This window comes from Bradyrhizobium sp. MI1.3, from assembly GCF_055811695.1.
Map to the genome: position 1 here is coordinate 43,337 of NZ_JBVVPQ010000033.1, position 21,398 is coordinate 64,734.

The 21,398-nt window shown below is 62.5% G+C and carries 18 protein-coding genes; 6 read left to right on the forward strand and 12 right to left on the reverse strand.

The window, feature by feature from the left end:
• Positions 1 to 22: 22 nt before the first annotated feature.
• Together AC0L3A_RS23350 and AC0L3A_RS23355 are read right to left on the reverse strand one after the other, a co-directional pair.
• Entirely contained in the window at positions 23 to 430 is a 408-nt protein-coding gene (locus AC0L3A_RS23350) for a fumarylacetoacetate hydrolase family protein (RefSeq protein ID WP_354128425.1), read from the reverse strand.
• 135 nt (positions 431 to 565) lie between these two features.
• Positions 566 to 865, reverse strand: coding sequence for a hypothetical protein (locus AC0L3A_RS23355; protein WP_473255293.1), 300 nt, complete (start codon positions 863 to 865; stop codon positions 566 to 568).
• 96 nt (positions 866 to 961) lie between these two features.
• On the opposite strand from AC0L3A_RS23355, the gene hmgA reads away from it, so the two are divergent.
• Positions 962 to 2,275, forward strand: coding sequence for a homogentisate 1,2-dioxygenase (gene hmgA / locus AC0L3A_RS23360; RefSeq protein ID WP_473255294.1), 1,314 nt, complete (start codon positions 962 to 964; stop codon positions 2,273 to 2,275).
• Between the two features lie 474 nt (positions 2,276 to 2,749).
• Here the strand turns inward: hmgA and AC0L3A_RS23365 are convergent, their stop codons facing one another.
• From AC0L3A_RS23365 to AC0L3A_RS23375, 3 genes are all read right to left on the reverse strand, one after another.
• Positions 2,750 to 4,429: an FAD-dependent monooxygenase gene (locus tag AC0L3A_RS23365; RefSeq protein WP_473255295.1), complete on the reverse strand. Its 1,680-nt coding sequence runs from the start codon at positions 4,427 to 4,429 to the stop codon at positions 2,750 to 2,752.
• 688 nt (positions 4,430 to 5,117) lie between these two features.
• A complete protein-coding gene (locus AC0L3A_RS23370; RefSeq protein ID WP_473255296.1) occupies positions 5,118 to 6,320 on the reverse strand; it encodes an MFS transporter in 1,203 nt (400 codons plus the stop codon).
• A gap of 14 nt (positions 6,321 to 6,334) precedes the next feature.
• Positions 6,335 to 8,146 (reverse strand): amidohydrolase, encoded by a 1,812-nt coding sequence (locus AC0L3A_RS23375; protein WP_473255297.1) that lies wholly within the window; start codon positions 8,144 to 8,146, stop codon positions 6,335 to 6,337.
• Between the two features lie 165 nt (positions 8,147 to 8,311).
• Between AC0L3A_RS23375 and AC0L3A_RS23380 the strand changes: the two genes are divergently transcribed.
• Positions 8,312 to 9,016, forward strand: a complete 705-nt coding sequence (locus tag AC0L3A_RS23380; protein WP_354110630.1) for a TetR/AcrR family transcriptional regulator — start codon at positions 8,312 to 8,314, stop codon at positions 9,014 to 9,016.
• Positions 9,017 to 9,184: 168 nt separating this feature from the next.
• Here the strand turns inward: AC0L3A_RS23380 and AC0L3A_RS23385 are convergent, their stop codons facing one another.
• The 4 genes from AC0L3A_RS23385 to AC0L3A_RS23400 are packed head-to-tail and all read right to left on the reverse strand — an operon-like array spanning position 9,185 to position 13,624.
• Entirely contained in the window at positions 9,185 to 9,958 is a 774-nt protein-coding gene (locus AC0L3A_RS23385) for an SDR family NAD(P)-dependent oxidoreductase (RefSeq protein WP_473255298.1), read from the reverse strand.
• On the reverse strand, positions 9,955 to 10,752 hold the full coding sequence (locus AC0L3A_RS23390) for an SDR family oxidoreductase (RefSeq protein ID WP_354110632.1): 798 nt from the start codon (positions 10,750 to 10,752) through the stop codon (positions 9,955 to 9,957). Before AC0L3A_RS23390 ends, AC0L3A_RS23385 begins: the two co-directional genes overlap by 4 nt.
• Before the next feature lie 2 nt (positions 10,753 to 10,754).
• A complete protein-coding gene (locus AC0L3A_RS23395) occupies positions 10,755 to 12,143 on the reverse strand; it encodes a transaminase (RefSeq protein WP_473255299.1) in 1,389 nt (462 codons plus the stop codon).
• Positions 12,140 to 13,624 (reverse strand): aldehyde dehydrogenase, encoded by a 1,485-nt coding sequence (locus tag AC0L3A_RS23400; RefSeq protein WP_473255318.1) that lies wholly within the window; start codon positions 13,622 to 13,624, stop codon positions 12,140 to 12,142. The genes AC0L3A_RS23395 and AC0L3A_RS23400 overlap by 4 nt, the downstream gene beginning before the upstream one ends.
• A 215-nt stretch (positions 13,625 to 13,839) precedes the next feature.
• On the opposite strand from AC0L3A_RS23400, the gene AC0L3A_RS23405 reads away from it, so the two are divergent.
• Genes AC0L3A_RS23405 through AC0L3A_RS23420 form a run of 4 tightly spaced genes read left to right on the forward strand, consistent with a single transcriptional unit; the run spans position 13,840 to position 17,316 of the window.
• Positions 13,840 to 15,102 carry a Tm-1-like ATP-binding domain-containing protein gene (locus tag AC0L3A_RS23405; RefSeq protein WP_473255300.1) on the forward strand — a complete coding sequence of 421 codons (1,263 nt, stop codon included), beginning with the start codon at positions 13,840 to 13,842 and terminating at the stop codon, positions 15,100 to 15,102.
• The gene (locus AC0L3A_RS23410; RefSeq protein WP_473255301.1) at positions 15,051 to 15,764 is read left to right on the forward strand and encodes an HAD family hydrolase; all 714 of its coding nucleotides are present in this window, start codon (positions 15,051 to 15,053) and stop codon (positions 15,762 to 15,764) included. The genes AC0L3A_RS23405 and AC0L3A_RS23410 overlap by 52 nt, the downstream gene beginning before the upstream one ends.
• A gap of 13 nt (positions 15,765 to 15,777) precedes the next feature.
• The gene (locus tag AC0L3A_RS23415; protein WP_473255302.1) at positions 15,778 to 17,130 is read left to right on the forward strand and encodes an aminotransferase class III-fold pyridoxal phosphate-dependent enzyme; all 1,353 of its coding nucleotides are present in this window, start codon (positions 15,778 to 15,780) and stop codon (positions 17,128 to 17,130) included.
• Positions 17,131 to 17,178: 48 nt separating this feature from the next.
• Positions 17,179 to 17,316: a hypothetical protein gene (locus AC0L3A_RS23420; RefSeq protein ID WP_473255303.1), complete on the forward strand. Its 138-nt coding sequence runs from the start codon at positions 17,179 to 17,181 to the stop codon at positions 17,314 to 17,316.
• Between the two features lie 112 nt (positions 17,317 to 17,428).
• On the opposite strand, the gene AC0L3A_RS23425 is transcribed toward AC0L3A_RS23420, so the two are convergent.
• The 3 genes from AC0L3A_RS23425 to AC0L3A_RS23435 form a co-directional block, all read right to left on the reverse strand.
• Complete coding sequence (locus AC0L3A_RS23425) at positions 17,429 to 18,889, reverse strand: amidase (protein WP_007601624.1); 1,461 nt, start codon at positions 18,887 to 18,889, stop codon at positions 17,429 to 17,431.
• 230 nt (positions 18,890 to 19,119) lie between these two features.
• Positions 19,120 to 20,121, reverse strand: a complete 1,002-nt coding sequence (locus AC0L3A_RS23430) for a SphA family protein (protein WP_473255304.1) — start codon at positions 20,119 to 20,121, stop codon at positions 19,120 to 19,122.
• 149 nt (positions 20,122 to 20,270) lie between these two features.
• Positions 20,271 to 21,284, reverse strand: coding sequence for a helix-turn-helix domain-containing protein (locus AC0L3A_RS23435; RefSeq protein WP_007601622.1), 1,014 nt, complete (start codon positions 21,282 to 21,284; stop codon positions 20,271 to 20,273).
• Between the last annotated feature and the right edge of the window lie 114 nt (positions 21,285 to 21,398).

Below are 21,398 nucleotides of genomic sequence, written 5' to 3' on the forward strand. Positions count from 1 at the left end.
CGATCGGGGCTCGCCGCCGAGATCAAACGGCTTGGTGGCCGCACGCGGTGATCTCGAGCGGGCTGCCGAGACTACCCAGCGTCGTTCCGGAGACGGTGCCGGATCCAAGCAGATCGCCGGTCTCTAGATTGCATCTGTTGCTCGTCTGGTGCGTGACGAACTGGGCAGGCCTCCAATACAGGCCGCGAGTGCAGGCGGGGCTGACCGTCAGAGCCGCGGTCATGCCTGCCGCACGTAGAGCGCAACGCACGTCGATGTCGATCGCGCCGGACTGCTTATCGGCCTGGGCGTGCAGATGCGGCAAAGGACGCGGGTCTTGTTCGTCACGCGGGAATGCAGTCACGCGGAACGGAAGCAGCACTTCCGCCGTGACGATCCACGGCGAGACATTCGGTCGTTGAGAACGCAGAAGCCGAAGATGTGCTGCCACGCCTCATCGATGGAGACCGCAATCCGCACAGCTAGTAGAAGTTCCGCATCAGCCATCGCGACCAAGTGCGGCGACAGTCCCTCGCGGGCGGCGACGTTCTGCGTATACTGTAGCCGGAAAATCTGCAGCCGAACTTCAGACCTTGTCCGGTCCCAACACCATGAACCATTCAGGCTCGATCCGCCTAAGGCGACCGCCCCAGGCCGCGAGGCCAGTGAAATTGGCGGCGCATGTGCTTACATCGAGGATCATGTCGCCGATCGCGATGCCACCTGGCGGAGCTTCGGCCGGGTCGGTGCGCCGGAACACGCCGAACGGCAGGTTCTGTATTGGAAGGCGCTGCCGGAATTGGCGGACTCCATCAAACTGCGGCGTGAGCCGTCGTGGGTTGCGTTGAATTGACAGAACGGCACCGCCGTCCGGAAGAGAGGCCATGTCACACGCCGATGGGACGGGGATCGCGGACAGGGCGGCTTATGCTCGTGCCATTGGCAGCGCCACGCGCCAGGCAACGAGCAAGGTTCCTCGAACATGAACACACCGCAATACATGTCTGGATTCGGCAACAGCTTCGAAACAGAGGCGCTCCCCGGCGCGCTGCCGGTCGGGCGGAATTCGCCGCAGCGGGCCACCTACGGACTATATGCCGAACAGTTGAGTGGCTCGGCGTTCACGGCACCGCGCGGCACCAACGAACGATCGTGGCTTTACCGTATCCGCCCCAGCGTCAAGCACACCAGCCGCTTCACGCCGGTCGAGCCGGGCTTCCTCCGCACCGCTCCCAACACGGGACAATCGAAGCTGCCGATCGGGCAATACCGCTGGCAGCCGGTCGCCATCCCCGCCGACGAACTGACCTTCGTCAGCGGACTGCGAACGGTGACGACTGCCGGCGATGCCGAAGCACAAGGCGGCATGGCCGCCCATCTGTCCTTCATCACCCACTCGATGAAGGACGAGTATTTCTGCGACTGCGACGGAGAACTGCTCGTCGTGGCGCAGCATGGCGCGTTGCGCTTCTGTACGGAGTTCGGCATCATTGAAATCGCACCCGGCGAGATCTGCGTGATCCGGCGCGGAATCATCTTCCGCGTGGAGCTTATGGACGGGCCCGCTCGCGCCTATGTATGTGAAAACTACGCAGGGTCGTTCACCCTTCCGGAAAGGGGGCCGATCGGCGCGAACTGCCTGGCCAATTCCCGCGATTTCCTTACGCCGGTCGCAGCCTATGATGACGTTGATTCATCGAGCGTCGTGACCTTCAAATGGTGCGGCGAACTGTTCGCGACCAAGATCGGGCATTCGCCGCTTGACGTCGTCGCCTGGCACGGCAACTACGCGCCCTACAAGTACGACCTACGGCACTTCTCGCCGGTCGGCGCAATCGCCTTCGACCACCCGGACCCATCAATCTACACCGTCCTGACCTCGCCGTCGGAAAGTGCGGGCACCGCCAATATCGACTTCGTCATCTTCCCGGAGCGCTGGGCGGTCGCCGAGAACACGTTTCGGCCGCCTTGGTATCACCGCAACATTATGTCCGAATTCATGGGCCTTGTTTACGGCGTATACGACGCGAAGCCCGAGGGCTTCGTGCCAGGCGGCATGAGCCTCCACAACATGATGCTTCCGCATGGACCGGACGCCGTCGCCTTCGAGAAGGCGAGCACCGTCGAACTGAAACCGCACAAGATCGCCAATACACTCGCCTTCATGTTCGAGTCGCGCTTTCCGCAAAAGCTGACGCAATATGCGGCCGACTTGGCGGAAAGAGACGACGACTACGCCGAGTGCTGGACCGACCTTGCAAAGAAATTCGATCCTACATCGGCTCCGGTCAGGTGATGCCGGCGGGGTCCCTCGCTCAAGCCTCGCTACGCGGTCGAAGGGTCACGCTATGTCCTCGCCGCCTGCGCCGTCGTGAGCCAGGAAATGTTCGGCATGGTCGTGGATACGCCGCAGAAAGCCTTTTAGCTCAATCCGCGCACGTCCAAACCAGGCGCGGGATTTTCAATGATTAATGGACCGGACGCCCGCAAACTCTGTGAGCGTATTCCTGACCACCAAGAGGCATCCTCAACGCCGATCTCCATCCCGGAGCGCTTGCGGTCGCAAAATCCACTGCGGATCCAGCCGGCCGCTATTCGCGCACCGACGCAGTGCGGCTGGTAATCAACCGCGAGAAGCAGGCGGTGATCCGCGTAGCGGCAGTGGCGGCAAACCCGACTGTCGCTATGGCGCGGCCAAAGCTTTGCGATCCAGAGGCGCCGCGCTCGCCGCTCCGCCGCTTGCGAAGTCCGCAAGCGACTTGCGTCTCCGTTAGCTCGAGCGAATAGGTGACGAACTGACGTCTTCCCGCAGCGGGCCAAACGATTTCTCAAGCTCTGCCAAGACCGCACCAATCCCATCTAGCGTCGACACAGCCGCGACATATCGATCAGGCCGCACAAGCAGCACCCGACCGGTGAGCGGTCTCAAAAACGCTTCCGCCTCCGGCGAGGCCGGTCTAGCGTGGTGCACACCACTAACTTTCACACGCTGCATTTGATTGAAGCAAATAGACAAAAACCGCGGGCTCAACACTCGCGAATCGGCAAGCAAGAGCAAATCGTTGGGGGGTACAGCGATCCCTACCACCAGGAACCAACCGTCCGAAATCGCATCAATTGACTTCGTGCTACCACCATCCAGGAAAAGCGAAACACGCGGACATGTCCGTCCAACAACGAGTTCCTGCCGCCTGGACCGCACCATGAAGCCGGCCTTAATCCATGGTCGAGGCATATAGCGCATCTCGGCAAAGAAACGCTGGATCGCGGGGATAAGGTTCAATGTCTGGAAGAAGGCGTCCCTCGCCGCAGCAATAATGCGGTTGCGAATGTTTGCCATTCTTCCGATCATCACCGAATATCGAATAATCGCCTCAACCTGCGGCCTCCTTTCTGTCTCGTAGGTCTCAAGGATCGTGGGGTTGAGCCTCCCTTGCAGTACCGCCGCAATCTTCCAGCAAATGTTGTTGGCATCGCGAGCGCCCGTGTTCATGGCCTGCGCGCCGAACGGCGGCATGACGTGCGCTGCGTCGCCGAGCAAGAAGACCCGTTTCGATCCCATTCGCTCGGCGATGCGCTCCGAAAATCCATAGACCACCGACCGGATGATTTTGAGGGGTGTTCCTTTGTACGGAGTATGTCTGTCCACGAGATCACGGACGCTGTCCGCCGTGGCAATCTTGTGATGATCTTCGCCTGGGTTGAGCATGAACTCCAGTCTTCGCCCGCCATATGGCGCAGGCACGCTGTTGAACGGCCGCTCAGGATTGCAAAAAAAACGCGAGAAGGGGGACCGGTCGGGGAACTCGGCGAGGTCGACCACTAAATGGGGTTGATCAATGCGATTTCCGGCGAAAGAAATATTGACAGCCGAGCGGATGAAACTTCGCGCGCCATCACAGGCGAGTACAAATCGTCCAGTCACTAGATGCTCTCGCCCGGCACGAACGACCTTCAACCTGACGCCATTCTCATCCTGATCTAGGCCTGCGACAGTAGACCGGTACTGCAGATCGAGGCAGGGATAGCGCCGTGCGCCATGCAGCAGCTTCTTCTCGAAGACTGGCTGCATCAATCCCGCGCGGTTGCCAAATCCATTCGACGTCAAGAAGGGGTTGACCTTCACCACCGGCTTGCCCCGCATAGAATAAAAGAAAATTCCAAAAGGCGGCGAGAGGTGCTCTTCCATGTCGTCGAGCAAATCCAGGCTATCAAGAAGACGGAGATACTCGTCGTCGATCACGAGTGCTTTGGGCAAGTCCGACGTCAGTTCATTCCGCTCCAGCAAGATTGTGGAAATCCCGAGCGAGCCGAGAATGTTAGCGACCGTCAGGCCGATCGGACCCGCACCAACGACCAAGACATCGGCATCTTTGGTTCCTCGCCCGTCGGGTCCCGAAATCGGCTTGATGAGTTCGCGGATCTGATCAAGCGACAGATGATTATCCATTAACGCCCGCCTTTCTAATTTGGCAGTAAGTTTCGACCGGCGACCGCCTCAGAGCCAAACTACTAGTGGACTTGATTCGCGTCTGTCCCATGCACAGGTGACGAACAGAAGTTTGAGATCAGCAAAATACGGTCCGTTCCGAGAATTCTGCATCATCATCATCATGCCGCCGCCACTGCTTTTCCAGCGTAACCAACTAGATGCAGCCGACGAATCAAACCCAGGTAGCCATCCCCTCAGAGAGGGGCGTGTCATGCTTCGGATCGGCGCGGCCGAACACGTGATCGGGGCGCGGCGGCGAGAAAGGTAGAAAGCATCATCACATCCCTGTCCGCTTCCTAGTGACGGGCCGGGCCGGAAGGGCGTTTATGCGAATACAGCTGGTCCTGCCTGTTGCGAAGCCCTGCTACGGCTCTGAGCTTCTAAACGGCGATCTGTCACGCTGCGGCCGACCGAACGCGGATTTGTCGGATCCGACTTCGAGGGCGATGCCAGCCACTCAGCGGCAGACGACGGCTTGACCTGAAGTATGCGCAGAACACCCGGACAGTTCGCTCTTCCACATGTTCGCGGAGCGCTCCCGGGGCGGCCCGATCGGCCGAAGTGACAGCCACCTTGAGCGAAGACCGCCACGCCCGTCCATCGCGCCGACGCGACGCCAATGATGCTTCATGGCTATGCAGTCGAGTTACCATTTGAGTGAGGCTGCGGTATCTCGCCGCTCGCGTAAGGTCGACTCGCGCGCGATGGCGAGGGCGATTAAGGCAAACAATGCCATCGCGGCGGCGACGACGACCAATGCGGGGCGAAGACCGCCGACCGACGCGGCCAGCGGCGCAACGAGCAGTGGGCTCAAGAACTGACCGAAATACAGACCGAAGTATACCTGGCCGGTTGCCTTGCCCATGTGCCAGGGTTTTGCGGCGGCCATCGTCCAGGCCATGACATTAGGAACCAGCATCCCGGCACCAAGTCCATGTACTGCGAGGACGACGAAACTCTCGGCATAGCTGGTGATGCGCGACAGCCACCAAATCCCCACTGCCAGCAGCGCAAAGACCAAGACGTTGATCGATTGCGTATTGAACCGCCTCCGTAAGACGGGCCACAGCAACGTTCCCGCGGTAGCCGAAAGAATTCCGAAAGCGGCCCCCATTCCGATGGCTTGTGTCGACGTTATACCCAGATCTGCGAGCAGAAACGGGTACTGGACCGGCGGTAAGTAGACGGCGATCATACCAACCAGCATGACTGTAATCTGGGGAAGCAGCGCGGACTTTGGCGGCCGTGTAGCTGCGAACCCCAGCGTATCGGTGCGCGGCGCGTATTGTGGGGGGGGCAGTCGCAGTTGGAAGGGAATCAGGAGCAGCGCGAGACCATAGAGCGCGAACGGCAGCCGCCAGTTCATTTCGCCGAGAGCACCACTGATAAAAAAGAGAACTGTGCCGGCAACGCCGATAAAGCGCATTTGCAGATTAAGATAACGTTCGCGCTCCTGTCCTCTGAAGTGAGTACCGATGATGGACGTGCAGCACGTCATCACGATGGCTTCAGCGGCACCGAAAATGAACCGAGAGACGACGATTTCAGTTATACCATCGAGCCAGAGCGGAGCGACGCCGGAGACGGCGTATAGCGCTGTGCCCCACACCAACAATTTGCGGCTCCCCCAACGGTCAATGACTGTGCCGATGAGGGGTGAAGCGATCGCCGTGACGAATGCAGGCGCCATCAGCGCCAACGCCACCAACAATTCGACGTGTTTGACCGAGGCGTAGGCCGCCTGGAACTTGACCAGGATAGGGACCACCAGGATGGATGCCAAGATGGTCATGCAGCTGCCGAACAGCAGAACTATGCCGACGCCGTTCACGCGTTCAATTGTCTTCATGTCGCCCCTCACCCTCACTGCACTTCTTGACTTGACATCGATCCCGCCGATGCTCGCGCGCTGTGGGAACAAGCCGGACCGCAGATATGTTTCCAGGCAGCCGGACCCGCCGCGCGAGCGAAGGTGTCGACCTGCGGCGAACGCCTCTCTTCTGGAAGGTCGACCTTTGCGACAAAGGACAAATCGCCTGTATCGTAGACTTCGCGGCCGTTGAGCATCGTCTTCAGCACCCGGATTTTGGGAAGCGCATCGTTGTCACAGGTCAGCGGGTTGCGATCGACGACCGCAATGTCGGCCTTATAGCCTGCGCGCAATGCGCCGATCCCGCTCCAATTCATCAGCGTCGCGCCCGAGCTGGTCCAGGCTTTCAGAGCCTGGAGCCGCGACACCGCCATGCCAGGCTGAAGGTTCCGATGGCCTGAACCTGCAAACTCGTGCGTCTCAGCGAAAGCGATATGCTCGAAAGGCCTTGCCGGCCCCCAATCACTGCCGAGCGTTACGTTCGCTCCTGAGTCCATCATCCGACCCAGTGGGATGAGGTCGCTCAAGCAGTCTCTTCCAATTCGCTCAGCGAAGAGGTCGCCCTTCCCCCAAGTGAAACTCATGCTTGTCGACAGATGGAAGCCAAGCTCCGCATAGCGCCGAATCGTCTCCGGCCTGATGAGGATGTTGTGCTGCATGATCCACCCTTTGGATGGAATGTCGTAAGAACTCAGGAAGGGCTGGAGCGATTCCAGAAACTCGCGATGGTCCTGGTATGCTCCTTGAACCATGTTCAGCCGTAGATCGTTCTTCAGGCAGAACTCGATCGCCTCGCGCTCGATGTTCTGAGGCACGAAGGTGTGTCCCCGCGTTGCACGACCGTAGGGATCTCGAATCGTTTGGTCCGCGCGAAGAAACCCTGGCCAGCACGGACCTCCGCGCGAAAGCGTAAGACCGTTGATGCGAAAGAGATCGTCCTCCACAGACCTCGAGCGAAGCGCTAAAGCAAAGTTGGAGCGACAGTCCTCTTCCGACAACCCCAGCCCATAATCGAAGCCGTACTGCGCTGCTTCAAGCGAGCTCATGACGCGCAGCGTGCTTTCACCGGCTTCGCGCATAAGCCGATACGCGTCGATGTGCTCCGGGGCCATGACGTGCCCCTCATAGGCTGCTGTCACACCACGGCTGTTGGCAATGAGCTGTCCCAGCCGCGCACCACGGTTCCAATCATCAGCAGTCGGCATGGGAAAGTTGACCGTCAGGGACAGCCAGAAGGGATCAGGATTGTAGTAGCTGGTGACGCTGCCGCGAAAAATGCCGCTGGGCTCTCCGTCCGGCTCTTTTTCGATCCAGACATCGCTCACGCGGGACGGTAGTGAAGCGGTTATCCCTAAACGGCGCATCGCCACGGTATTCATGGCACAGACATTGGGAATGCGCGGACCCCACGCGGCAATCATGACCGGATGGCTCGGCGCGATCGCGTCGAGTAGCGTACGGTTCGGCAGGCAACCCTCGGCGAGGTCGCGCCAGCTCCTCCTGGTGAAGTAATGAGGCTCGCCGACCGGGGTGGTAATAATCCATTCGCCTGCTGGCACTGTCCGTGCACGTTCTCGGATACGTTGGGCAATGTCGTCATGATTCTTGGCGTCGAGAATATCGACACACATGCCAAGGACGGCTGCAAAGTGAATGAAATGAGGATGTGTGTCGATAATACCGGGCATGGCGGTCGAGCCGCGCAAGTCCAAACGCCCCGCCCCTTTGCCCGCGACTGTGAGCATCGAGCCCAAATCTCCGGTCGCGAGAATGGTGTCACCATCGATCACCATGGCTTCGGCCATGGGCGATGCCGCATCTAGCGTAAGGATTTCACCTCCATGAATTACGGTTCGCATCGGCCTCTCTCAAGGTTCAAGGTTAAGTGACCACTGGTCACTTTCTAAGGGTTGCCGTTTTGACAGTGGCTGTCAAGTATCGCAGAAACGGTTTTCACAGCGGGACCGACGATGAAAATCCGAAAGAAGACGCCGGACGCCCACCACCACGGCAATTTGCGCGAGGCCGTGTTAGCAGCCGCGATGTCGCTCCTGCGGCAACGGCAGACTCCGTCGTTCAATCTCCGCGAGATCGCGAAGATGACGGGCGTGGGGCACTCGGCCGTGTACCGGCATTTCGCCAGCAAGGATGCCCTGCTCGCCGATATCGCGGCCCGCGGTTTTGCCGAACTCGCCCAAATTCAGGGTCGGGAAATGGACCTAGCCGGCGATGACCCTTGGGAACGGCTCATTGCGGCGGGGCTTGTCTATGTGAATTTCGCCCGAACCAACAGGGCGGCTTACATTGTCATGTTCGACCCCACTATGCGGGAGCGTTGGACCGAGCTCGAGAATGTCAGAACGGCATTGGACACATCATTCGGCCAGTTCGCAAAGACAATCGTAGCCTGTCAAACAGCCGGCCTGTTGCCGGCGGCGCCTCTCGAAATCATGACCAGCATACTTTGGTCTGCAGGGCACGGCCTCGCACAACTACTCGGATCTGGTCATCTCGACTGGCTTCAGTCTTCCGCAATAGGCGAAGACCAGTTTGTATCGATAGCTATCCATGTATTTTGCGAGGCCTTGCGCGCTCCGGCTTCAAGACCGTGGCTGGAACTACGACCTGGTCTAGCCGCCGCGACCCGGAGCCCGAGATCCAAGAATTCCTCCTGACCAAGCTCGCCTCACCAAGAGACCCAAAGTGGTCTATAGCAGAGCGCGCCGCGCGACAGCCTGCAGGCGTCCGCAAGGTCGGCGATCGAGGCGCTCATATAGCGAAGGAGGTCGCCCCCCCAAGCGCCTGCTGAACTCTCTTCTCCCATGCTCGCCTGATTACCTGCATCAAATAGCGCGACTGTGTGTGGGAGAGCGGCCACCGCCGTCCACCACGAGAACAGCGCCCGTGACAAAGGAAGCCTCGTCCGACGCTAAGAACAGACAGCAGGCAGCAATCTCGGCAGGCGCGGCCATACGCCCCAGCGCGATCCGCCGTTCGACAGACCGGAATTCGGCATCGGCCGTCGTGTCATTCTGCTCCGCCAGCAATTGCATCTCGTAGGCGCTCATCGGCGTCCGCACCCAGCCCGGCGCTACCGCATTGGCGCGGATGGAATCGGCGCCATGCGCGTAAGCCAGCGAGCGCGTATAGGCGACCACAGCCGCCTTGCTCGCCGCGTAACTCGTGCTATCTGGACTCGCATTGAAGGCTGCGACGGACGCGATGTTGATGATCGCCCCTCCCTGCTGCTTCAAAAGCGGCAAGGCGGCGCGACACACCCGCATAGTTCCGGTCAGGTTGACCTCGAGCGTCTTCGCCCAGACATCATCTAATACGTCCAGCGGCTGGTCCGGAATAATGAGACCCGCGGCATTGACCACGATGTCGAGCCGTTGGCCGCAGCTTTCGATGGCCCGCACGATATCGGCGCTCTCGGTAACGTCGCCCGGGACCGGCTCTCCACCCGCCTCGGCAGCGGCCGCGTCAAGTTCGGCATCACCGAGGCCGAACAACACGACGCGTGCACCGTTCTGCGCAAACATCAGCGCGGTCGCGCGACCGACGCCGGTCGCCGCTCCTGTGATCAATGCGGTTTTTCCCGCGAGCCGCGCCGTCATCCAAGGCCCCATTGCCGCTCCACCGCAAAACCGGTCTCGGGCAGCGTGCTGCCGCCATCGACGACGATGGTCTGCCCGGTCATGTATCCCGCTTCGACGGAAGCCAGATAGAGCATCGCGTAACCGATATCGTCGGCACTCCCCATCCGACCGACCGGGACGAAACGCTCGAGTTTCGCTCGCGTCTCCGGCGCACTCATCGTGCCGCGGCCGGGCTTGGCAATGAACCCTGCCTCGACGCCGTTGACGGTGATGCCGTCGCGCGCCAGTTCGAACGCCGCGCCGCGGATGAAGGCGTTGACGCCGGCTTTCGCCGCCGAGTAATGCGCGCCACCACCCATCGCAACACGCGCGGACACCGAGGACGTCACGAGAATGCGCCCAAAGCGATTGGCGCGCATGTGCGAGATCGCGGCCTGCGCCAGCCAGAAACTGGCATTGAGGTTCAGCGCCAGCGCTTCCTCCAGCTTGGCTTCGTTCAGTTCCTCCAGCGACGACCACGGACAGCCGCCAGCATTGTGAACGACGATGTCGAGACGGCCATATCGTCCCGCGACGCGGTCGACCATGGCGTGCAGGCTGGCACGGTCAAGGGCATCGAACGGCACGCAATGCACCGTCAATCCATTGATCGCTAGCTCCGCGGCGAGGGCTTCCGCAACTTCCCGCGTGCGGTTGGCGATCACGACGGTGGCGCCGGCCTCCGCCAGGCGCGTGACAATGGCCGCGCCAATGCCTCTGCCTCCGCCGGTCACGATGGCGATCCTGCCTGAGAGGTCGAAGGGACGCGGCATGGTCAGATCACTCCGGAGTTGCGCAGGAGATCGATGAAACGGACGAAGACCGCGGTGTGCCGTGCAATGTCCGCATCCGACGTCGCTGGACACATCAGCAGCATGGTGTGGAACGGCGTGACCAAAATGCCCTCGTTCATGTAGAACGCGTGCAGCAGCGTCTCGAGGCCGGCTTGCCGGCCGGCGATAACATCGGCGCCGCTGCGCGGCTGCTGCGCCATGAACATGATTTCCGCACGCGCGCCGATCTGGGTGACATGCCAGGGCAAACGATTAGCCTCGATCAAGCCACGGATCTCGTCGGCAAGCCGGGTCGCGGTCGCGATCATGCGGCCATAGTTCTCGTCGGTCAGCACCTTTTCCAGCACCGCGCGCATGGTTGCGATCGTTAGTGCGTTGCCGGCGAGCGTTCCGCCAAAACCGAGATGGGCGGATTGGCGCTCGCGCGGATTGACATGGGGCACTATGGCCCAGAGACGTTCGGAGATCTCCTGGTTCAGCCCGAACACGCCGGCCGGAATGCCGCCCGCGATCGCCTTGCCTGCGACGAAGATGTCGGGCTGCAGGGCATGGATTCCGGTGTAGCCGCGAGGGCCGCAGGACAGGGTGTGGGTCTCGTCGATCACGAGCACCGTGCCGCTCCGCCGCGTCAGCTCGCGCAGTGCAAGATGAAACCCCGGATCGACTGGGATCATGCCGAAATTGGTCATCAGTGGCTCGGCCAGAACGCAGGCGACGTCGCCATGCGCAAGCGCCGCCTCGAGCGCTGTGACATCGTTAAACTCCACCACGCGCGTGACGGCGTCGTGATCGATTCCGTTGGGATGAATCATATTCCGCAAGCCGACGCGGCCATCGCGGATTTCGACATGCGCCTCCTCGACGCCGCCGTGATAGCAACCCGAGAACACCAGCACCTTGGGACGTCCGGTGATCATCCGCGCGATCCGGATCGCCGCACGATTGGCATCTGTCGCCGAGGTTGTCAGCGTCCAATGCCGCTGCCCAAACCGACGCGACAGCTCGGCACCGACCCACAGGCTGTCCTCGGTCGGCATCATCATCGTCGCGCCGCGCTTGAACTGACGCAGTGCCGCGTCGGTCACCGCTTCAGGCGCGTGGCCGCACATGCCGCCGGAGTCGCCGAGACAGAAGTCGATGTAGTCATGGCCGTCGATGTCACGAATATGTGCGCCCCTGGCCTCATCGACATAAACGGGGAAACCGCCGGCCCAACGGCGCATCCAGTGCGAAGGGCCGCCGTAAAGGAAGTGCCGCTTGCCTTCCTGCCAGGCGTCCGCGGAGCGCGGATGCATCTTGCGGAAGCGTTCCTGCTCTGCATCGATCAGGCGATCGATGACTCCGGCACGCTCTTCGGTAGTGATGTTCATAGTGCGATCCAGGCTGTCTTGAGGTCGGTATAGGCATCGAGCGCGTGCAGCGACTTGTCGCGCCCGAAGCCGGATTGTTTGAAGCCGCCCAGCGGCACTGTGATATCTGCCCCGCCATAGGTGTTCACGTGCACGACCCCGGCATGAATGGCGCGAATCATGCGGTGCGCGCGAGAGAGGTTGCCGGTCCACACGGCCGACGCGAGCCCGTAGGGGGACTCGTTTGCAAGTGCCACGGCATTCTCCTCGGATTCGAATTGTGCCACGGCGAGAACCGGGCCGAACACCTCCTCGCGCCAGAGATTCATCCGGGGCGCGACATCGGCCAAGATCGCCGGCGACATGAAGTGACCGCCGCTATCCACCAGGATCTGCTCGCCACCGGTCAGTCGCCGGGCGCCCTGCTCCTGCGCCAGCGCAACGGCATCGAGATTGCGGCGCAATTGCGAGGCGCTGGAGATTGCGCCGATGTCCGAGCTCAGATCGAGGGGATCGCCGACCCTAAGGCGCGCGGTCGCGCTCAGCAGCTCATCCATGAACCGGTCATAGATCGATGATTGCACCAGCAGCCGCGATCCGGCGACACAAACCTGGCCTGAATTCCGGAAGATGCCATTCGCCGACACTTTTGCCGCGTGACTGATATCGGGCGCATCGGCGAAGACGATGTTCGGGGACTTGCCGCCCAGCTCAAGATGGACGCGCTTCAGGTTGGAGCGTGCCGAGGACTCCAGCAGCCGTCGCCCGACCGCACCCGAGCCGGTGAACGCCAGCGCATCGACATCCATATGCAAGGCCAGCGCCTCCCCGGCCGAGGCGCCACGGCCGGTAACGACGTTGAACACGCCGTCGGGCAAACCGGCCTCGCTGGCGAGCCGCGCGAGATACAGCAAACTGAGCGAGGCGATCTCCGGCGGTTTCACCACGACCGAATTCCCGGCCGCCAGCGCCGGCGCGATCTTCCAGGCGCCGATCATCAGCGGAAAATTCCAGGGCACGATCACGCCGACGACACCGAGCGGCTCGCGATGGACGAGGCCGAGCACGTCGCGGCCGGTCGGCGCGATCTCGCCGTAGAGCTTGTCGATCGCCTCGGCATAGTAGCGGAAGGTGCCGGCAGCGGACAGCGGCTCCGCCTTATAGGCCATGCCGATCTCGGTGCCGTTGTCGCGGACGCCGAGCACAGCGATCTCGAGCGCATGTTGCTCGATCAGCTCAGCAAGGCGCAGCAACACTTTCTTCCGATGCGCCGGCGCCGACCGCGACCAGCCGCCATGGCTGAACGCCTGTCGCGCTAGTTTCACGGCCAGATCGACATCGCGGGTGTCACCGTCGGCAATGGTGGTCAGGCACCGGCCATCGATCGGCGAGAGCACGTCGAGCCGCGCGTCACCGAGCGCATCCGTCGGCCGGCCCCCGAGAAAGAGCTGCTGGGGCGGAATGACCGCCGACCTCAATTGATTGATCTGGACTTGCTGCATGTCGGGTGAATTGTCCACTGGCATGAGCAGCGTCAGGTGCGCCGCTCGCATGGTCTGATCCTCGCCAAAACGACGGCCGAGCGGCAATCAACCGATGGGTGGATGTCGTCCCGCGGCCGCCGCCTATAGCGTGCGGCCAAGCCTTGATGTCCTGCCTTCTGATGCAGGCACGTCGTTCCATTCTACCCACAGCCGTCGGTGAGAGCTGCCAGGTCATGCCCGAAACCATGAAACCCCGAATCCTGCTGATCGGCACCGGCGACACTAAGGCCGACGAGCTACTCTTCATGCGCGACCGTATCACGCGGGCCGGCGGAGAGACCGTGATGATGGACATCAGCGTGCTCGGCGATCCGCCCTACCGCCCGCAGCACGACAAGCATGCCGTCGCCGCGGCCGCGCAGACGACCATCTCCGCGATCCTCGCCAGCGGTGACGAGAACTCCGCGATGTCAGCGATGGCACGCGGTGCCGCGATCCTTGCCCGAGAGCTCACTGAGGTCGACGCAATCGATGCGGTCATCGCCATCGGCGGCACCATGGGGACCGATCTTGCGCTCGACGTAGCGCTGGCGCTACCGCTCGGCATGCCTAAGCTCGTGGTCTCGACGGTCGCATTCTCGCACTTGATCCCGCCGGAGCGGATCGCAGCCGACCTGATGATGATCCTGTGGGCCGGCGGCCTCTATGGCCTCAACAGCACCTGCACATCGGTGCTGGCGCAGGCCTGCGGTGCCATCGTCGGCGCAGCGCGCAGCGCGATCCTACCGAAGAAGGACCGACCCGTCGTCGCCATCACCTCGCTCGGCAAGAGCTGTCTCAATTACATGGTGGAGTTGAAGCCGCAGCTTGAACGGCGCGGCTATGAGGTCGTGATCTTCCACACCACGGGCATGGGCGGCCGCGCCATGGAATCGATCGCCGCGCATGGCGGCTTTGCCGCGGTGCTGGATTTGAGCCTGCAGGAACTCGCCAACCAGCTCACCGGCTCGGTGGTGAATTCCGGCCCTGATAGGTTGGAGAATGCGGGCAAGGCCGGCATCCCGCAGATCGTCGCGCCCGGCGCCATCGACATGGTGGACTTTCCGGCCTGGCTGCCGACGCCGAAGGAATTGGCCGATCGTCCGTTCCACGCCCACAACCGCCTGCTCGCCTCGGCAACGTCGGGTCCGGACGACCGCCGCCGGATCGCACGCGCGATTGCCGAAAGGCTCGCGCAAGCCAAGGCGCCGGTGGCGTTCGTGCTGCCGGCAGGCGGCATCCAGCAATGGGACCGCGAGGGCGAGTCCCTGCACGATCCTGAAGGGTTGACGGCGTTCGTCTCTGAGATGCGCTCGGCCATCACTTCCCCTGTGGAACTTCACGAGTTGAAGGAGCATATCAACCACCCCGCCTTCGCCGAGCGCGTGCTGCAGATTTTCGATCGATGGGTGGCGGCCGGCATCGTGCCGGCCGGCCAGGCCACGGCCGCCGCGTGAAACCGCCGCTCGCCCGCGCGCTGGTGCTGGATTTCGGCGGGGTCATCTCAAGGACCCTGTTCGAGACTCATGATTTGACCGAGCAGGCACTGGGCCTGCCGCCCTGCACGCTGAAATGGCTCGGGCCCTTTGCGCCTGACACTGATCCTCTCTGGGCCTCCATGCAGCGCGGAGATATTTCCGAGCGCGACTACTGGCTAACGCGCAGCCGCGAGGTCGGTCACATGCTCGGCGAGGACTGGCAGGCCATGGAGACGTTCGTGCAGCGCGCTCGCGGCGCCGATCCCGTAACCGTCATTCGTCCCGAGGCCGACCGTGCCATCCGCATGGTCGATGACGCCGGCTTCAAGCTCGCCATCCTCTCGAACGAGCTCGACTTGTTCTATGGCGCAAGCTTCCGGCTCCGGCTGCCGGTCCTGTCGCGGTTCGCCGTGATCGTCGATGCGACCCATACCGGCATCCTGAAGCCCGATCCGCGCGCCTATCACGACGTGCTCGGCCGGCTTGGGCTCGCCGCGGAGGATTGCGTCTTCGTCGACGACCAACGCCGCAACATCGCAGGCGCCGCCGCCTGCAACATGCGAACCGTGCTGTTCGACGTCAGGAATCCCCGCGCGTCATACGGCGAAGCCTTGCGGCATTTTGGACTGACCTTCGACTGAGGCGAGAGGGACCATGCGCGACAAGAATTTCCTGATCGAGAACAACGCCAAGCCGATCTGGCATCCGATGGCGCATCCCGCCGAGATGCGCGCGCAGCCGCCCCGCATCATCATGAAGGGCGACGGCGTGCATGTCACCGACATCGACGGTCGCAGGGTGATCGACGCCGTCGGTGGCCTCTGGAACGTCAATCTCGGCTATAGTTGCGATCCGATCAAGCAGGCGATCGCGGACCAACTCGATGCCCTGCCCTATTATTCCGGCTTTCGCGGCACCTCGACCGGCCCATCGATCGAGCTCGCCTACGAGCTCACCGAATGGTTCAAACCGGAAGGTATGGTCCGCGCCTTCCTGACGTCTGGCGGGTCGGATTCGGTGGAGACCGCGCTACGGCTGGCGCGGCAGTACTGGAAGATCAAGGGGCAAAGCGATCGCACCAAATTCCTGGCGTTGAAGAAGGGCTATCACGGCACCCATTTCGGCGGCGCCTCGGTCAATGGCAATGCCAATTTCCGCCGTAACTATGAGCCGCTGCTACCCGGCGTGTTCCACGTCCCCGCGCCCTGGACTTACCGCAATCCCTTCAATGAAACCGATCCGGCAAAGCTCGCGCAGCTTTGCGCCGCGGACATGGAGGATGAAATCGCCTTCCAGGGTGCCGACACAATCACTGCTTTCATCATGGAGCCCGTGCTCGGCGCCGGCGGCGTCATCGTGCCGCCCGATGGCTTCATGACGCTCGTGCGCGAGATCTGCGACCGTCACGGCATCCTGATGATCGCGGACGAGGTCGTCACCGGATTTGGCCGGACCGGCGCCTGGTCGGGCTCGCGGCTGTGGGGCGTGAAGCCGGATATGATGACGATCGCCAAGGCCATCACCTCGGGCTATTTCCCGCTCGGTGCGACCTTGATCGGCGACAAGGTGGCTGAAGCGTTCGAGGCCGACACCACCAGCTTCGGCTCGATCGGGCACGGCTACACTTATTCGGGCCATCCGGTCGGCTGTGCGGCGGCCATTGCGGCGCTGGCCGAAACGAAGCGCCTCAGAGTCGACGAGAATGCCGCCGCGCGAGGCAAGGAGTTGGCCACCGCCCTCGAAGGGCTGAAATCGAAGCATGCGCTGGTCGGCGACGTCCGCTGCAAGGGATTGATGGCCGCGATCGAGCTGGTCGCCGACCGCGACAGCAAGAAGCTGATCGACAAGAGGCTGATCGACAAGATCGCCGACGGCATCTACGAGTCCGGGGTGATGATCCGCGTCTCCGGGAACAATATCATCCTGTCGCCTCCCCTGATCCTCTCGGCGGTCGACGTGGTGACAATCGTCCAAGGCATCGACGCCGGCCTATCAGTGGCCACCTAAGGCGACGCAGGCGATGGCCCGCTCGAGCAGCGGACCGTCGTCCCGTCCTTGTCGAGGCAATCGGCAAGCGAAGTCGGCGCCATGGTCTGGTCGGTGCAGAAGATCCGCGCTGCGCAGCAGGTCGAGGGCAGCAACAATCTCGCGTGCGGTCACGGCGTCCATCGATGGGACGCCGATGCCGGTTGAGACGCCCTGGTCTCCGCATGCAACGCCGGCATGATGACGATCGCTGCGGCAAGCACCGCTCCGGAGCCACGACGTCCGCGATCCCCTGTCCAACCGTCCGTCGCAAGCATACTCACAAAGGCGGCGGGATGAAGCCCCCGAGCGCCCGCTCGAGCAACTGGGCGAACTTCAGCGGCGTGCGGTCTTCGAGGTAAGGACCGACGATCTGGACGCCGGCCGGCAGCCCCTCTACCAGTCGTCGGGTCGGGATCGCGGTGGCCGGCAGGTTCGCTACCGTCACCAGGCCGGGCCACATCAGATTGTCCATGTAGGGCGACGGCCGGCCGTTCACGACGATTCGACGCTCGAACTGCGCAGCCAGATCCATCCGCGCGACATCATGCGGAAACGCGACCGTCGGCGTGGTTGGGCACAACAGGACGTCATAGTGCGTGAAAAACTCGCGCCAGGCGCGGAACAGTCTTTCGCGCGCTTCAGCGGCATCGGCGAATTGCGCAAGGCTCTGGCCCATCGCCTCCGCCACCATGCGCGGATAGCTGCCCTCCGGCGCCGCCTTGCCACCTGCGATGATCTCATCGCGCGCCGGCGGCGGCACACCCACGCCGATGATACCGAATAACGTCTGCATGTAGACGCGGAAGCTCTCCGTCGGATCAATCGCCGGCCGCGCGGTGGTGTCGACTTTCACCCCAAGTCGCGCGACATCCTCGACCAGCCCGTCGATCGCGGCGGCATAGGCTCCATCCAGTGCATAAGCCTTCGCGTCATTCCAGACAGCAACCCGGAATTCGCGCAAGTCCGTGTGCCGCGCCGGCGGTAAGGCGAGGCGATACGCCGTCCGCTTCAGCTCCGGCGCGTCGGTGAGCAAATCGAGCATTAGTTCGAGATCGAACGCAGAGCGTGCTAACGGACCGACGACAGCGAGCTCGGGCTCCGACAAATGGCCGGGCGGCGGCGGGATATGTCCGTCGACCGGCACGATGCCGTAGCTCGGCTTGTGACCATAGACGCCGCAAAAATGCGAGGGCACGCGGATCGAGCCGCCGATGTCGCTGCCGAGCTCCAGCGGCGTGAAGCCGGCCGCCAGCGCCGCCGCCGAACCGCCGGAGGAGCCACCAACCGTGCGGTCGCCATTCCAGGGATTGCGCGTCAGCCCGAACAGGGAGTTGCAGGACTGGTGGTCGGCCGCCGCCGGGGGCAGATTGGTCTTGCCGAAGATGATCGCGCCAGCCGCGCGCAGCTTCGCGACCGCGGCCGCGTCGATCGCCGGGCGATAGTCGCGCAACGGTTCGAGCCCGCAGGTCGCGGTCATGCCGGTGACGGCGAACGTGTCCTTGATCGTCATCGACACGCCATGCAGCGGGCCGAGGGATGCGCCACGGGCCCGCGCCGCGTCCGCCTCCTTGGCCGATCTGCGCGCACCCTCCTCGTCCAGCGCCACCACGGCGTTCATCTGTGGATTGAGCTGCCGCACTCGCGCAAGATTCTCGTCCAACAACTCGCAGGCGCTGATCCGACCTGTCGCGAGCATCTTAGCGAGATCGGCAGCCGTGGCGTAAGTGATCTTTTTCATCGCGGTGTCCCTTCAGATACGTCGTCGTTTAGCGCCAGGCCCGCCGCAGGAAAAGTTCGGCAAGTCGCGGTTACGAACAATCCACCATTCGGTGGATGCTCCCGGCCGAGCACGTTTTGAACAGCCAAAGGCGGCCGTTAGGGAACCGCGATCAACGCGATTCCCTTCTGGCTACCCACTGCACGCTGCAGAACGGGCGGCGTTGCTGCCCGCTTTACTGGGTGAGCATCTTACTTCGTGAACGTCGGCCGCTTGGCCGGCGGCGGGGGCGCATCTGGTCCCCACAGTCGGAAGCTCAGATTGGCGAACACCGAATAACCCTTGGTGATCGCGGCGGTGTCGATGCCGGGCGGGCCGGCGGTGCCGCCGGACGCTGTCGAGGAGAATTCATGCGTGGCCCAGACCGTCAACGCAGCCGGCCCGAAATTGTAGCCGACCAGACCACCGCCGGCCCAGTTGTTGTACCGGTTGACGTTGATCGCGTTGCCGTAGAACGCGCTCGACTTGTCGTCGGTAACCTGGCCGGCATAATAGGCTACCGGCCCGAACGTCCAATTGCCGATCGTCTTGGTGGCCGCGAATTCGGCATGGAAAATGTCGCCGGAACGATAGCCGGTGATCGAGTTCGCGGTGTTGATCTCCTGGAACAGATTGGCCGTCAAATTCCAGCCGTCGTTCAGATAGGACACCACCAGTTCAGGCTGAAAGGTCCACCAGGGATTGCCGACGCTGTTCAGTCCGGCGGGCCCGCTGATCGACCCGTTCGGCACATGGATGCCGAGACCGGTCTTGACGAAGAAACCGCTGTCGCCGAGCTTCCAGCTCAACTCCGCTGGCACGATGAAGGTGTTATGCATGCCGGCTAGTTGGACGTTGATGGGTGAGCCGACGTCCGCCATGATCCAGGGCTGCACGATGACCGCATTATAGGTCGCGCCGAATAAGGTCCAGCCCGGCACCCACAACAGACCCGATGCTTCGACTGCGGAATGCGCAGGCGTCGCCGCGCCACCGACATTCGGCGCGCCGGGACCGACAAGGTTCGAGTGATAGGTGAAAACCTGATTGAAGCTGTAAAGACCGGGCGGCGGTGCGCCGGCCGTCCCGCCACCAAGAGTGATCCCGGGCTTTTGCGCAAAGCCTGGGGAACCAAACTCGAATGCATTGGCGCTGGTTGCGCCCGCGCTGATCGCGACAAGTGCCGCCGCAGCAATTCGTCCGTTGATCGTCATGTAGCCCCCATCCCCGTTATCGCTGCGTCGGTCACGTTCCGATCGACGACCGATCGTGCGCGGCGCAGCAGTTGCGGGCGAAACTTGGAACGGGCCCCTGACCGGCGTTATCCGGATTCGGCAAACGCGGAGGCAGTGATGCGAAATTCCTAAACTGATGCAGACAGAACACGCCGCACCGTGTGCGAGGGCAGCTCGCCAAACAGCTGCCGATAGTTTTCGGTAAAGCGGCTCCAGTGCCAAAAGCCCCACCGCGCCGCAACATCGCCGATCGACACCGGTTGCCCCGCCGCGGCGAGCGCACGCAGCTCGCGACACACGGCGTTCAGCCGCAGCATGCGCAGATACTGTAACGGCGTCAGCCCGAGCGCATCCCGAAAGCAGCCCTGCAGCGTCCGGCGGCTGACACCGACATGGCGGCACAGGTCGGCGATGCTCGGAGGATCATCGGCATGAGCGATCACGTACTCCTTGATTCGATCCACAATCCGCTTTTGCGCGGTCACGCCGTTGACATCGCGCCAGGCATTTTCCGACAGGATGTCAGCGAGAGCATCAACGACGGTGTCTTCGAGGGACTCTTGCGCGCGGGCAAATCCGATCGCACGTTGAAGTCGATCCCCCTGGTCGCAGATCTCACGAAAACCATGCTGGAGTGTCGATAGTCCGCCGGGCGATCCGCTGAAGCAATGATTCTGCTGGCGACGACTGGCGACGAAGTCGGCGGCCCGCCTCTCGCCGAGCGTTTCGAGCAACGACGTCAGGCGGCTGCGGACAATAGCTATCGACACCACATCGAGCTGCGTCGGCGTCAGCAAGGGCGGCAGGTCCGCTCCGTCGCTGAGCAATACATTCGGAAAGGCCAAGGGCCGACCGTTGAAATGCGCCTCGTTGGAGGCCGCCAGCGGCAGGCTGAAGACGAGTGAATCCGGCCAAGCCGAGCCCTGCTTGATCAGCGCCTGCGAGATGGTTTCCCTGATGATCTCGAGACTGCCGAGTCGGATCATCACGAGCCGCCCGGCAAAACGCCCGGACGACACCTGGTCTATCCGCAGGTCCCAGCCGTGGAAGCGGCCGGCATGGTCCACCGCATCGACGGACTCCACCACCGTCACACCGATGACGCTGCCAGGCTCCGTCTTGCAAACGGGTACGTCCGCCATGAAGCGCTCCCTGAGACCGAGCTTGGCGAACGTGCCGAACGGTAACAATCAACCCTTGGGTGGACAGCTTGCGTACCACCGGAAACAAGTCATGTCGGCGGCCGCATCGGCCTC

Excerpts from the sequence above, each read along its gene's own strand:
- AC0L3A_RS23375 (WP_473255297.1), bottom strand. The coding sequence starts at position 8,146 with ATGGCCGAAGCCATGGTGATCGATGGTGACACCATTCTCGCGACCGGA.
- AC0L3A_RS23385 (WP_473255298.1), bottom strand. The coding sequence starts at position 9,958 with ATGACGGCGCGGCTCGCGGGAAAAACCGCATTGATCACAGGAGCGGCG.
- AC0L3A_RS23395 (WP_473255299.1), bottom strand. The coding sequence starts at position 12,143 with ATGAACATCACTACCGAAGAGCGTGCCGGAGTCATCGATCGCCTGATC.
- AC0L3A_RS23380 (WP_354110630.1), top strand. The coding sequence starts at position 8,312 with ATGAAAATCCGAAAGAAGACGCCGGACGCCCACCACCACGGCAATTTG.
- AC0L3A_RS23390 (WP_354110632.1), bottom strand. The coding sequence starts at position 10,752 with ATGCCGCGTCCCTTCGACCTCTCAGGCAGGATCGCCATCGTGACCGGC.
- AC0L3A_RS23430 (WP_473255304.1), bottom strand. The coding sequence starts at position 20,121 with ATGACGATCAACGGACGAATTGCTGCGGCGGCACTTGTCGCGATCAGC.
- AC0L3A_RS23365 (WP_473255295.1), bottom strand. The coding sequence starts at position 4,429 with ATGGATAATCATCTGTCGCTTGATCAGATCCGCGAACTCATCAAGCCG.
- AC0L3A_RS23405 (WP_473255300.1), top strand. The coding sequence starts at position 13,840 with ATGCCCGAAACCATGAAACCCCGAATCCTGCTGATCGGCACCGGCGAC.
- AC0L3A_RS23410 (WP_473255301.1), top strand. The coding sequence starts at position 15,051 with ATGGGTGGCGGCCGGCATCGTGCCGGCCGGCCAGGCCACGGCCGCCGC.
- AC0L3A_RS23370 (WP_473255296.1), bottom strand. The coding sequence starts at position 6,320 with ATGAAGACAATTGAACGCGTGAACGGCGTCGGCATAGTTCTGCTGTTC.
- hmgA (WP_473255294.1), top strand. The coding sequence starts at position 962 with ATGAACACACCGCAATACATGTCTGGATTCGGCAACAGCTTCGAAACA.
- AC0L3A_RS23355 (WP_473255293.1), bottom strand. The coding sequence starts at position 865 with ATGGCCTCTCTTCCGGACGGCGGTGCCGTTCTGTCAATTCAACGCAAC.
- AC0L3A_RS23400 (WP_473255318.1), bottom strand. The coding sequence starts at position 13,624 with ATGCAGCAAGTCCAGATCAATCAATTGAGGTCGGCGGTCATTCCGCCC.
- AC0L3A_RS23415 (WP_473255302.1), top strand. The coding sequence starts at position 15,778 with ATGCGCGACAAGAATTTCCTGATCGAGAACAACGCCAAGCCGATCTGG.
- AC0L3A_RS23435 (WP_007601622.1), bottom strand. The coding sequence starts at position 21,284 with ATGGCGGACGTACCCGTTTGCAAGACGGAGCCTGGCAGCGTCATCGGT.
- AC0L3A_RS23425 (WP_007601624.1), bottom strand. The coding sequence starts at position 18,889 with ATGAAAAAGATCACTTACGCCACGGCTGCCGATCTCGCTAAGATGCTC.